Raw genomic sequence first — 13,000 nt, 5'->3', positions numbered from 1 at the left:
TGTGTTAGGATGCAAGCCAAGTATTTCTACGGCTTTCCTTAGTGGAACATAACCCATAATGCTATATTAACATATAGGAGCTTATGTGAGCAAATATTAGCAAATTATCAATAGTTAGTCAACCTTCAGCCCCAGAGAATAAGCCAGTATCGTCTACGATTCGCAGTGAATCTAAGGCATCGACAGATTCGTTATAGTCAAATGTGCCGTCTCCATCAAAGTCAATAAAGATGTTGCTATCTTCAATGGGCGTAACCCAAACAACACTCCTGCTTTCTTCCCCTTGATTGTTGAGAGGCAGGCCATCATCGGTTGCACCTCGTCCTAAGCCCACCAACACCTGTGAGGTTAGCTGATCGCTTGGTATTAGGGGGAAGCCCCAATCATAAATTTGGCCACCACCGTCTGCATCTACTTGGGCTAAACCATAGAAATTGGGCGTAGCGCCACCGTTATTAGTACCATCTGTAAAGAAGCGCAGACCAGAGTAATTATCCCCAGACAAATTGATGTCACCATTAGAGTCCACTTCTATAAATGTGGAACTGTTGGCCGCAACATTGAAGTCTCCATTGGGACTATTCCCGCCCTCATAGGAAATTGTAATTTGTGAGTCATTGGGATTATAGAACCAGTAACCTGTGGAGCCAACTTCCTCAGCAACAGGAGTGATGTATTCGTTAGTCCATTCATCCGCATCAACTTGGGCGTACCACCGTAATTCGTAGGTACTGTTGATGTCACCTGTTATGAGGTCTACCTGAACTGGTCTGTTGGAAGTCAGTTCATCCCCTTCCTGGAGACCTTCAATAACAAAATTATCACCTATGTTTAGGACATCGTTAGCATCAATCACGCTGTCGCCGTTAATGTCTATCTGCAAGCCATTCAGGAACAGCTCTGTCCCATCGTCGCCAGCCATTACATAAAAGACCGAATACTCAAACGCATCGGTGCTGCTTGTCGTGTCTTCACCCACTGGTGCAATGAAGCGATCGCCCCAAGAATCTTGGTTGAAAACTTCAACCGCACCTGCCATGAGGGAACCTGGACTATTAGGAAAAGCAAATCGAGTCACAGCAATGGGCAGTGTAGCCTGAATCAGGTCAGCCCCATCAAATAGTATAGTGTTAGGATCGCGATAGTTATTGGTAGAAGGAATAGCATTCTCCAGGACTATCGCATCCCCACTGCTGAGAATATCATTAGATGAGAGAAGTTTTTACCAATCACACAAAGGCTTTATATCCTTGGATGAAAAATTTGTCGTCTAGAGTTTACCAATACGCTTTCCGAAACTTAGGTGAAGCTTTCAAAAGATTTTTTAAAGGGTTAGGAAAATACCCAAGGTTTAAGAAAAAAGGTAGGTCGGATTCATTCACAATAGATAATTGTGGAAAACCAATAGAACTTAATGGTTGGTCTCACAAGTTACCTTTTATCGGCATTGTTAAAACTTATGAACCGATTGAGGCAACGACTAAAAAAATAACTATTAGTAGGCAAGCGGGTGATTGGTATCTCAGTTGTAGCTATGAATGGAATCCCACAACCACGCCCAAAAAAACTGATGTAGTTGGTGTAGATTTGGGAGTGAAAACATTAGCCACTTTGAGTGATGGAAAAGTATTTGAAAGCGTAAAATCTTATCGCAGATTTGAAACGAAGCTGTCTAGAATGCAATACCGAAATCGCAATAAGGAGATAGGTTCTGCTAACTGGAGGGCTGCACAACTAAAGATAGCCAGGTTGCATATAAAAGTAGCAAACATCCGTAAAGACGCACTTCATAAATTGACAACATACCTAGCCAAAAACCACGGCACTGTATCAATTGAAGATTTGAATGTCAGCGGAATGTTACGCAATCATAAACTAGCGAAATCAATAGCCGACCAAGGATTTTATGAGTTTAGAAGACAGCTTGGATATAAGTGCCAATGGTACGGTTCAGAGTTAGTAGTAGTTGACAGGTTTTTTCCATCATCAAAAACTTGCTCACACTGCGGTCACGTTCAAGATATGCCATTAAATGTAAGGACTTATGATTGCCCTGAATGTGGCTTGTCAATAGATAGAGATTTAAACGCCAGTATCAATTTGAGAGATGCGGTCGGCTTGACCGTGAATGCCTGTGGATGAGTAACCGCCGACGGCCTCAGTGGAAGCAGGAAGTAAACATTAAAATGTCACTTATTATGACGTTTTATATCGGTTTTATGAAGCAGATTTAGGGTGTTCTACTTCATTATGTGGGGTATAAAACAGATGGTACAAGATTTTTAAAAGTGTCAAAATCAGCAATGCTACTACAAATACTTTCAGATTTAATATCATGTCCGGTAGCATCGGTCTTGTATAGTAAATAGGCAACAGCTTCGGAAGGCAACAGGCAAGAAAAAAACTTAAATTTCCTGTAGATATCCACGCTAACTTTTACACAAACGATTGCCTTCGGACATCATATAACTCCCCCAACGGGAAGTCCCGCGCTCTCCCGTTGGCGGAGCAAGTGCGGCAGCTATTAGGGGAGCGGAGGGATGGGAAAGCCGGGCGTTATCTGTGTGGTTTGTCTTGATTTTCTATGTACTTCTTTAGCACTGAAACACTGACGCCACCACAGCTAGCAATAAAATAAGATTCACTTCCTTTATACAGCTTTGAAGTAAGCTTTATTGATTTGTGCTGGAAACTCAGCTCTAAGTCTTCTACTACTTACAGATTTAGGCAACTCAAGCTGTGGATAGTATTGGAATAGCAAGTGTACATGGTCGGGTTCACCATTACAGCGCTTTTCGCTCTTGATGAACCACATCTTCACAAGCAAAACTTTGTAGGGGCGATTCACGTTTGCGGAGCATTCCGTAGGAAATCGCCCCTACTGTGGTCTACTAATCATGAAAACCGCTGTAAACTCTATTAGACATCTCTGCAAAAGAGGGAGTAGGGAGTAGGGAGTAGGGAACCCACCCCTCGCCCCTCCCCCTCCCAGGAGGGGAATAATTGATAATTTCTGTGCAATAATTGATTTGATTTTTTATTATTGGAGATGTCTAATTGATTCATTGTTCAATCAGATGAATCCTAGTGCGGCTACGCGGAAGTCAGAAGTCAGAAGTCAGAAGTCAGAAGTATTGATTGGTAAGGCTTTTAGGATTTTGTAACTGGTCAGTTATTTTCGCCATTCTGCACTAGAACATTTATGTAAGTCCTATGAAAATTTGTGAATAATCAGATGAATGGTGAGACGTTTCGGGCCAATGATTAAATATTATCTAACAAAGTCCTCGGACTAAATTTTATCAGTAATTATTCATTATTAATTACTGTTAACGTAGTTGCTCCGCAGATTCTTAAGTCTAAAAAAATAGCGCTTACTGAGGAAAAGGTTGTTTTTCTTTTTTTCTATTCCCTACTTCCTACTCCCTAAGACAAAAGATTTTGGTAGTGCGTCAAGGAAGTGTGGGAAGTGTGGTCTGGGTGGGAAGTGTGGTCCGGGTGGGAAGTAGAAGGAATGACTGTAGCTGTATCTTTTTGTGCAAGTCTGCCACTGATCATAGCTTTTATGGTCTGATATCAAATCCGGTTAAACAGTTATAGATTGGTTAACTCAACGATGAGACAGTCCTCACTCCTCAGCAGGAGAAAGAATCACAAACATTTATTAGTTATGACGATTCGAGATTTTTTTGATGTCCAATTAAACGGATCGGATTTGATATTAAAGGCTGAAAAATTTGCACTTTTTTCCCGACAAAAATCCGAAAAACTCACTCTTGACAGTGCTTTTATAGCCCTACTTACTTATCCCACACTTTGCGCTCTGCACAACCAAGATTTTTGCTAAAACTTCATAGGACAAGGTCTTTCATTAATTGATAATGGATAATTACCTCGGGTTAAAACCGTCACGGAATTGAATGTAAGAAAATATTATTTCTTCTCTTAGTCGATTGGATATGGTTAGGAAACCCATCCATCCCACCCAACGGGGAAGCTGCGAAGATCGACCGCTATTTTCCCCTTGTAGAGCGGCAGCTCGCGGCGCAGCCAAGGGTCGGCTTCAAGGCGCGAATTATTAAATTATTAATTATTAATTATTCGGTAAATTAAATCAACCTGCTATATATTATGAACTAGGGATGAAAAAATCATCAATCTTTAGTATTCAAGTTAAAACCTCATAATAACTAAAAATAAACCATGCCTCTAATCCGGATCAAAAAGTCTTGGGAAATTCCTGAAACAAAAATAACTCCAGAAACTACTTATTTAAACCGTCGTCGGTTTATGAAAAATCTCATCGGTGTTGGTTTAAGTGCTACTGCATTATCTACTCTTACCAGTTGTGGATCGAACTCCAAAACATCTTCAACTTCAGAAGCGGTAACATTACCAATGACTGAAAAATTTACGATTAATCCTAACTTTTCTGAGGTTGAACGACCAATCACAGGCGAAGCTCTTGCTACAAAATATAATAATTTCTATGAATTTGGTGGTAATAAATCTATTTGGCAAGCTGCTCAAGCTTTACCTACTGAAAATTGGAAAGTTGAAGTTAAAGGCTTAGTCAAAAATCCTCGTATTTATGACATAGATGAACTACAAAAAAAGTTTCCTCTAGAAGAAAGAATATATCGGTTTCGGTGTGTTGAAGCATGGGCAATGGTGATACCTTGGTTAGGTTTTCCCATGAAATTATTAATGGCAGATGTGGAACCAACATCAAAAGCTAAATATGTTCGTTTTACCTCTTTTTACGATGCAGAAATTACTAAAGGTCCTGGTTTTTGGGCTAATGGTTATCCCTGGCCTTATACAGAAGGTTTAACAATAGATGAAATGGCTAATGAATTAGCTTTTTTTGCAGTAGGAATGTATGGTAAATCATTACCTAAACAGAATGGAGCGCCATTAAGACAAGTTATTCCTTGGAAGTATGGTTTTAAAGGGGCAAAATCAATTGTAAAAATTGAATTTATAGAGTCAAGACCAGCAACATTTTGGAATACTTTGGTACCAAATGAATATGCTTTTGAAGCAAATGTTAATCCTAATGTGCCTCACCCTCGATGGTCACAAGCAACTGAGAGAGTATTAAGTGAAGGTGCTAGTTGGTCTTGGGAAAAAATCCCAACTTTACCCTATAACGGTTATGGAGAATATGTTGCTAGTCTTTATAGTTAATATAGTAATTCTCTTGTTTTAGGGGCTAGTTCAACAATTAATTATTAATTATTAATAATTAACAAATACATCTCCTTGAAAAGAAGATGATTGACTAAAAGGAAAATTTTTTCTTCTCTTGGTCGATGGTCGGCCAGCGAGGAGACGAGCTCTTGACAGAGCCGCTCCGAATTGCGCCATCCCACCCTACGGGAAGCTCCACTTTTTCCTGTGGAATGCTACGCAAACATGTCGGCAACAGTCGTTAGCGGAGCTTTGCGAAGCGCAAAACCACCGTTTTTTTCTCCTTTAAAGGAGAGGCTTTAAACCTTAATTATTCGGGAATAGAAAAGAAGAAAAACAACCTTTTTCTCAGTAACTTGAGAAACGCTATATCAGAATTTTTTGTAGGGGAAAATATAAAAATATAGTTGATAAAAATATAGTTTGATCACTCATCTGAAATATGGAAGCTCAATATGTACTGAATTCTCTATGGAAATGCTATATACTTATTAAAAATTTGTAACAACCTAACTAATTTTTAATATGGCAATGCAACTAAAAGTTCCATCTATTGCTTGTGGTGGATGTGCAGATACTATTACGAAAGCAATCAAAGCTCAGGAATCGGAAGCTGATGTCCAAGTGGATGTGGAGCAAAAAATTGTAACTGTGGAAACCAAAGCATCTGAGGAGTCTATTAAGCAGGCGATCGTTGCTGCTGGCCATACAGTGGAATAGAATAAATTTTGTTATAACTAAGCTGATAACCTGGGGGACTTTCTTTGGACAGACTCCCAGGATTTTTTATAGCAGAAGGAAGAGGGAAGAAGGAAGAACAAAAAGTCTTGCGTTGTCTGAGTTTTAAGCTTTTTATCTGTCTTAACTTTTGCGTGAACTGCTATAGTCATTCCAGTTAAGATTGAGACAAGGGTTTCTTGCCTTGAAAGAGTTTTATCTGAAAAAGTGTTCCAGTCTTATTCAGAATGACTATATATTTAATTTCGCCACAGTTGTCACTGAACTTGAAAACTTTTTGTGTAGTTTATTTATCAGCAATACTCTTTCTTTTTCTTTGTAATTTAACCATGTTATTCGAGTAAGAAAATCTTGAGTTAATTGGAGCGATATTGCTTTGCTAAATACTTGGCGGTCGCTTGTTTTTTTCGTGATTTTTATAGGGGATAGAATTAGGAGGTGTAGCTCTAAATTTTTAAGATGGATGCTGCTATTCGCTGCATTATCTATAGAGGTAGTTCTTATCAAAAACTTTTTTTAGAAAACCTTAAAAAATATCCGGAAGTGAAAGATTTTGTGCTCCAAAATAAATTGGATAGTCGCTGTAATCTTCACGGTAAGAAAAAACGTCACTCAAGTTATTATTTAAGTTCTTGGTTAAAAAATCCTGCTGTTCAACAATGAATAATTAATAATTACCTCTCCTTGAAAAGAAGAAGATTGACTAATAATGAAAAATATTTTTTATTATCCCCTTAAAAGGGGAGGCTTTAAACCACAATTTTTCGGTAAAAATACAACACATAAAAATATTCAATTGACTCCTGATTTTAAAATCATTATTCAACCAAAAATATCTCTTTATAACTTATTTGGAATGTAGGAATATGCCTATGACTTTTAGCTGTTTTATAAATAATGAATATACACTGCTAAGGTCAAGGTTCGTTTTTTTCCAATACTTTTAATTCTCTTATTATACCAATTTCCATCCATTATTGCTATACTTGGGCAATACTTCAGTTGTCAACTAATCACCACAACCAAAATCACTTTGCATGCTAATTTTAGCTCGCGAATGATGTTAATTATTCTTATGTTTACTTCTCCCCCACTTCCCCTCCTGGGAGGGGGAGGGGCGAGGGGTGGGTCCCCTGCTCAACAAAATGTAGAAAAGTTTTTGATAAATGGTATTATATAATCGGATTCTATATCAAAAATTTTTAGGTAAATTATTAGAATTTTCTGATGAATAAAACAATTTGAAAAAAAAATTGAGGTGGGTTTAAATATAAGTATTAAACCCATCTCGGCAAATTTGTCAGTCAAAATTAATACCCTAAAAAAAATAGAGTATATTAAATACTCTAATTAGTTTCCAATGTAATTACTGTAACTTCTGGTGGGCAAAATAATCTCCCTGGAAAATAAGTCCCTAAACCACGATTCACATATAAATAGTTATTTCCAATTTTATGCAACCCCTGAGACCATTCCCAATACTCAACTATTCTGTGACACTTATCCATAAATGGCACAAAAGGTCGTAAAAATTTGGGTATAAATCTGCGAATAGGTTCCCGATATTGAGGGAGAGGTCCGATAAATGGTAACCTAATCTGACCCCCGTGAGTATGACCAGACAGTTGTAGGTCAATACGCCATTTTTGTAATACTTTAGCAGTATCGGGATTGTGGGATAAGACGATCCGGGGAACTGCTTCATCTATAGATTCCATGACTGTAGTTGGTTTGAAGTTACTAGACCAATAGTCCTCTAACCCTACTAAAGCTAAACTTGAACCCAGAGGATAGACGACTTGGTTCAGCAAAATAGGAATGTCTATACTAGTAAAAGCGTCAATGACTTTATCCCTGGCACCTGGATATTCTTCATCGTGGTTGCCGAGTACAGCATAGACACCAGCGCGACTTTCGAGATATTTCAATCGCAACACTAAATCATATATAGGTGCAGGTTCATCTGTAATAAAGTCACCTGTGAGTAAAATTAAATCTGGTTCGACTTCATTGGTAATAGCGATCGCTTCAGAAAGCAACCATTCGGATAGTCGTAGTCCATCATAATGGAAGTCGGTCAAGTGTACGAGTTTTGTCCCTTGTAAATGATTAGGCAACCCAGTAATTTTCAGGGTCAAGTAATCTACCTGCAATTGGCCTGTCAATATCCTGTGCATGGTACATAAACTATTACTACACTAGGGCGTCTATAGCATAGCAAAAGGGAGTAGGGAGTGGGAGAGTGGGGGAGTAGGGAGAATTTTTCGGTGGTCCCGTGTTTACGAAATTTCAAAGGATACAATTTTTCTCTAGTAGACATCTCCTCCATTCATAGGGAGTAGGGAGTAGGGGGAAATAATTTATAATTTCTGTGAAATAAGAAAGCAGGGAGTAGGGGGTAGGGAGTAGAGGGAAATAATTTATAATTTCTGTGAAATAAGAAAGCAGGGAGTAGGGGGTAGGGAGTAGGGGGAAATAATTTATAATTTCTGTGAAATAATTGAGTTGATTTTTTATTATTGAAGATGTCTAGTGACAATAAATTCACCATAAACTGTTAAGGGAGGTGCTTCAAATTGTTTGGAGTTTGAATCAATAAGTAATTTTCCCTTCTGCCTTCTGCCTTCTTCAATTACTTCTATTTTTTTAGGAATTTCTATTATGAATAAGTTGATCGATAGAAATTGTATTCAGACTACAACCTGCTAAAAGTATAAAGAAAACTAGGCAATAAATAAGTTGAGATGATGCTGTATCCCACTGTTGTAATAAACAAATTCCAAACATTAATGGCATCATTAATAGAAAACCTGCAATAATTGCGTTCCTTGTTTGCAAACCAATTATTATTAGGAAGCCAGAAATTAATTCTACAGGAGTAATGACAGCAGCAAATGGTATAATCACAAAATTTGGTACTAATTCTTGAAATCTATCTGCCATTGATTGGATAAATCCTCCCATATTTCCAATTCGGACTAAACCATGTACAAAGAAGTTGATTCCAAATACTATTCTTAATAATGCATAAGCTAAAGTTACATCTTTGCGTTTGAGAAAAATTGGAGTTTCAATGTTATTCATTCTGTCATTCCTGTGAAATTTGTATCTACAAATATTGGCAATAGTGCCACTACGCGGAAGTCAAAAGTCGTAGGGGCGAATGGCATTCGCCCTCAAAAGTATTAATTGGTAAGGCTTTTAGAATCTTGTAACTGGATTAGTTATTTCCGCCATCCTGCACTAGGTTCTTATATCAAATCCGGTTGAATACTTAATTAATTATATAGTTTATAGTTGGAGTAGAGAAGTGTGGGAGATTCAAGGCTTGAAGTAATTATAAAATTATCAACATATATTATATAACCGGATTCTATATCAAATATAACTCTAAATGTATTATAATATTATTTCCGCTTAATTCATGTTCTAAAAATTTTCTTTTCCTAATCCTCACTTTTCCTTCTTTCTCTCCCCAATTCTCTATTTCCTATTACCGAATTACCAAAAAATTGTGGTCTAAAACCTCCCTTTTTAAGGGGATAAAAAAAGAATATTCTTTATGTCAAGCCTCCTTATTGCAGAGGTAATGATAACTGAGAACTGATAACTGAAATGACCGCTTAATAATTAATAATTAATTATTAATTATTAATTATTACCTCATTGTTCGATCGCCTCTTTTGTATTATTAGACATCTCCAGAAAAGAGGGAATAGGAAATAGGGGGAAATAATTGATAATTTATGTACGATAATTGATTTTATTTTTTATTTTTGGAGATGTCTATTCCTAACTTTGAATTTATCTTTGAAAAAAACTCTCTCCCTTCTAATTTAATTCTCATAACAAATTCAAAAAAGGTAGTTATACCAAATTGATAAATTTTTGCTACAAATATCTAGGGTATTTCTTAGGAGTCAGGAGTCAGGAGTCAGGAGTCAGAATGAATGTCTTTAATACCATTTTTTAGGGCGTAAACTATCTTTTTAGTCAAAGGGAGATTTCCTGTAAAGTTTTTTTATCGCTCTTAATATTCGTAACATTCTTTTTTCAAATTGGTATTATATTAAATCCAGTTATACAGTTGTCACAATTGAGAATGAGACTATTAAATTGCTGAGTTAGTCATTTTCAGAGTTCTCTCTATAACTGGGTTTAAGATACTTGAATTCTTACATCAAAAGTAAAATTCTCAGTTAAATATTAACCATAGATACTTATTGAATCGTTGACTACTATTGACCACTATAATTTTATTCTTACTTTGTAAGCATTCAGCCGTCAGCTATCAGCTATTGCTTTTAGTTTAGGATAAAAGCAATATTTAATTGTTTTACTACAAAAGTTAGCTACCTTGCCCTTAAAGTCAGTTGTTAATTTAAACACTGTCCTATATGAGAGAGTCTTGTTGCTGATAGCTGACAGCTAATAGCTGTTTGCGCAGCAGTCCGCAGGAAATGCTTACCTTACTTTTGACTTTTGACTTTTGACTTTTGACTTTTGATTTATATGCTACATTTTGTGGTGCAGAATGTGGGTTAAAAAAAAGAACGTCGCCAATGAAATAAATTTTCTAGGAAATCTTTAACTATTTGATTACCCTCTCTTTTTTGCCTTAACCATGCTGCTGCTGTTTGAGCATTAATTTCTGATATAGTAGGCCAAATATGAGGTAACTCAGCGATCGCTTCCATTTTTATCCCTTGACGAATAGCTAATGCCATAATATGAACTATCTCACTTGCTTCTATTCCCACCACAGAAACACCTAAAATTTTGCCATTGCGATGACCAACAATTTTACAAAATCCTGTTGTTTTATCTAAAATTTGAGTCCGGTCAATACTTTTAAAATATTGCCGACAAACTAATATATTTTCTCCATAACGTCGTCTAGCTTGTTCTTCTGTTAAACCAACTCTTGCTAATTGTGGTTCTGAAAATATTGCCCAGGGAATGCCATAATAATTGACCTTAAAAATCGGGAAATAAAGAATATTTTTCAAGGCAACTTTAGCCTCATAATTAGCAATGTGAGGAAATGAATAACCACCTATTAAATCTCCACAAGCATAAATGCAAGAATTAGTAGTTTGTAACTTTTGATTTAACAATAGATTATGATTATTAAACCTCACACCTACCGCTTCTAAGTTCAAACTTTCAAATTCTGGTTTATTCCCTGCTGCTAATATAATTTCATCTGTTTCTATACCTTCATTTCCCACTAAAATCCATTTTTTATCATCAATTTCTCTAGCTTGAAATACTTCAGTATTAGTTGAAATTCTGATACCTTCTGCTTCTAACTGAGCTTGAACTAAAAATGCTGCCTCCGAATCTTCCTTACCTAAAATATGAGAACTTTTCACTACCATAGTAACTTTAGTTCCCAACCGAGAAAAACTCTGCGCTATTTCTACTCCACTAGGGTCTCCACCAATAACTACCAAACTTTCAGGAAGTTTTGAGAGTTGTTTAATTTCTTGAGGAGTAATAAACTTAGTAGTAGTTAATCCTGGAATAGGTGGTATTATAGGTTGGGAAGCTATGGCTAACAAATATGTGCGCGAGCGCAAATGTCGTCCTTTTACCACAAAAGCTAAATTAGGGCGATCGACAAACTTACCCTCACCAAAAATTATATCTATTCCTAATGCTGCTAAAACTGCAGGTTCATATTTTGATAATTGATTAGAAACCACATAATCAGCATACTTTTTTGCCTCCTCAAACTTAACCCAAATATCCCCAGAATCATCATTACCTTGATAAATTCCAAACAGTTGTTTGCGGTCTATATCGTCAACAAAATTTCCTATTTGACCAATAATTTTGTTGTGATGAAATCCTTGGGTACTACTAAAATCTGAAGAGGAAGGTTGTACCAGTGCCACACGACCTTGCAGTTGTGCTGCGGTAATAGCTGCATAAATTCCTGTTATTGTCCCACCTATGATTACTACATCGTAGTCAAGCATATTTATTTTTCAATTCAAGAAAAGTAATCAAGAGCCTTTCCTCCACCCTTTAAAAAGAGTTGTAGGAAAGGCGAACGGCGGTTTCAACCGCCGGGAAAGTTAAACAACACACAATTTATTAGACCTACGAATTAGTTGGACTTTTTTAGGAGAAAATTGCCCAATTCGTTTCCAATTATGGTCATAAACGCTAACATTTTTGTTTTTAGCGTTAGTGAAACCACCAATCCATCCAGTATAAGTTTTTCCTGCTTTTTCAGCTAAAACTTTATCGCCTAAGCGTTGATTAAATGGAGTAATGCTTCCACCCTTGCGTTTACGAACACCACTTTTTTCTACATTATCAAAGTGCAATGCACGACGAAAATAAGCAGGTCTAGTTATTACTCGAAAAATCCAAGGAGTAATGTTAATTGGACCTTTCCAACCGTAAATATCACAGTTTTTCCTGGGAGTTACCCCATATCGGACAAACTCACTAGCTGCCAAAGCTATACCATCAACTGCATGAGATTCTGGCACTTGGGCTTTTTTATCTTTGAGTTTCTTTAATCCTAAATGTTGGCGAATTTGACTGGTTCCGTTCTTGTTTTTTTGCCAGCCATAAACAATTTTAACTCTGGCAATAGATTTGAGTTTTTCTACACACCAATTTTGTCCAACCATGACTGGAGAAAATCCTTTACCCGAACGTGCTGCTTTTCTAGCACTGGTTAAATCTACATCAGCCTTGACCAGTTCATAAACAATGGTAGTAATAGGGAAAATCTTAGAAAGTTCAATCATAACTCTGATTTCCATTTCCCTTGATGCTCGAATGGATGGAGCTAGCTTACCTTTTTTGCAACGATTATCAAATCGCTTTTGCCGATAGGCACGTTGATTAAATGGTATTTTCCTGTTAATTTTTCTGCCACGTCTTACCCTACGTTTTCAAGAATTTAGAATTAAGAATTTAGAATTTAGAATTACCTCTCCTTGAAAAGAAGAGGATTGGATTAAAAGGAATTTTTTTCTTCTCTTGGTCGATTGGATATGGCGAGGGGACCTCGCCATCCCTCGACCGCTTTTTTCTCCATGAATGG

9 protein-coding genes and 2 pseudogenes are annotated in these 13,000 nt (G+C 36.8%); 5 read left to right on the top strand and 6 right to left on the bottom strand.

Annotated features, from left to right (window positions below; all coding sequences use genetic code 11):
* Positions 1-118: 118 nt before the first annotated feature.
* Entirely contained in the window at positions 119-856 is a 738-nt protein-coding gene (locus F6K23_RS38410; protein WP_293166158.1) for a hypothetical protein, read from the bottom strand.
* A gap of 109 nt (positions 857-965) precedes the next feature.
* Here F6K23_RS38410 and F6K23_RS38405 point away from each other — a divergent pair, with 109 nt between their 5' ends.
* On the top strand, positions 966-1,100 hold the full coding sequence (locus tag F6K23_RS38405) for a hypothetical protein (RefSeq protein WP_293166156.1): 135 nt from the start codon (positions 966-968) through the stop codon (positions 1,098-1,100).
* Between the two features lie 109 nt (positions 1,101-1,209).
* Entirely contained in the window at positions 1,210-2,142 is a 933-nt protein-coding gene (locus F6K23_RS38400; RefSeq protein WP_293166154.1) for an RNA-guided endonuclease TnpB family protein, read from the top strand.
* 414 nt (positions 2,143-2,556) lie between these two features.
* Here F6K23_RS38400 and F6K23_RS38395 read toward each other — a convergent pair.
* Positions 2,557-2,785: pseudogene (locus F6K23_RS38395) on the bottom strand (transposase); the annotation flags it as partial.
* Between the two features lie 1,418 nt (positions 2,786-4,203).
* Here F6K23_RS38395 and msrP point away from each other — a divergent pair.
* The 3 genes from msrP (at position 4,204) to F6K23_RS38380 (ending at position 6,594) form a co-directional block, all read left to right on the top strand.
* On the top strand, positions 4,204-5,190 hold the full coding sequence (gene msrP / locus F6K23_RS38390) for a protein-methionine-sulfoxide reductase catalytic subunit MsrP (protein WP_293166152.1): 987 nt from the start codon (positions 4,204-4,206) through the stop codon (positions 5,188-5,190).
* Between the two features lie 528 nt (positions 5,191-5,718).
* A complete protein-coding gene (locus F6K23_RS38385) occupies positions 5,719-5,913 on the top strand; it encodes a heavy-metal-associated domain-containing protein (protein ID WP_293166150.1) in 195 nt (64 codons plus the stop codon).
* Positions 5,914-6,390: 477 nt separating this feature from the next.
* Complete coding sequence (locus F6K23_RS38380) at positions 6,391-6,594, top strand: hypothetical protein (protein WP_293166148.1); 204 nt, start codon at positions 6,391-6,393, stop codon at positions 6,592-6,594.
* Positions 6,595-7,277: 683 nt separating this feature from the next.
* Here the strand turns inward: F6K23_RS38380 and F6K23_RS38375 are convergent.
* The 4 genes and pseudogenes from F6K23_RS38375 to F6K23_RS38360 all read right to left on the bottom strand — a co-directional run.
* On the bottom strand, positions 7,278-8,108 hold the full coding sequence (locus F6K23_RS38375; RefSeq protein ID WP_293166146.1) for a metallophosphoesterase: 831 nt from the start codon (positions 8,106-8,108) through the stop codon (positions 7,278-7,280).
* Positions 8,109-8,577: 469 nt separating this feature from the next.
* Entirely contained in the window at positions 8,578-9,015 is a 438-nt protein-coding gene (locus F6K23_RS38370; protein ID WP_293166144.1) for a DoxX family protein, read from the bottom strand.
* A gap of 1,457 nt (positions 9,016-10,472) precedes the next feature.
* Entirely contained in the window at positions 10,473-11,915 is a 1,443-nt protein-coding gene (locus tag F6K23_RS38365) for an NAD(P)/FAD-dependent oxidoreductase (protein WP_293166142.1), read from the bottom strand.
* Between the two features lie 99 nt (positions 11,916-12,014).
* Positions 12,015-12,833: pseudogene (locus F6K23_RS38360) on the bottom strand (RRXRR domain-containing protein); the annotation flags it as partial.
* Positions 12,834-13,000: the final 167 nt, after the last annotated feature.

The organism is Okeania sp. SIO2C9 (assembly GCF_010672455.1).
Classification (GTDB): domain Bacteria; phylum Cyanobacteriota; class Cyanobacteriia; order Cyanobacteriales; family Microcoleaceae; genus Okeania.
The sequence above is the reverse complement of the archived record's forward strand: the minus strand, read 5'-3'. Positions and strand labels throughout refer to the sequence as shown.

Coding starts and splice junctions, on each gene's coding strand:
- F6K23_RS38400 (WP_293166154.1), top strand. CDS start 1,210: ATGAGAGAAGTTTTTACCAATCACACAAAGGCTTTATATCCTTGGATG.
- msrP (WP_293166152.1), top strand. CDS start 4,204: ATGCCTCTAATCCGGATCAAAAAGTCTTGGGAAATTCCTGAAACAAAA.
- F6K23_RS38385 (WP_293166150.1), top strand. CDS start 5,719: ATGGCAATGCAACTAAAAGTTCCATCTATTGCTTGTGGTGGATGTGCA.
- F6K23_RS38380 (WP_293166148.1), top strand. CDS start 6,391: ATGGATGCTGCTATTCGCTGCATTATCTATAGAGGTAGTTCTTATCAA.
- F6K23_RS38375 (WP_293166146.1), bottom strand. CDS start 8,108: ATGCACAGGATATTGACAGGCCAATTGCAGGTAGATTACTTGACCCTG.
- F6K23_RS38370 (WP_293166144.1), bottom strand. CDS start 9,015: ATGAATAACATTGAAACTCCAATTTTTCTCAAACGCAAAGATGTAACT.
- F6K23_RS38365 (WP_293166142.1), bottom strand. CDS start 11,915: ATGCTTGACTACGATGTAGTAATCATAGGTGGGACAATAACAGGAATT.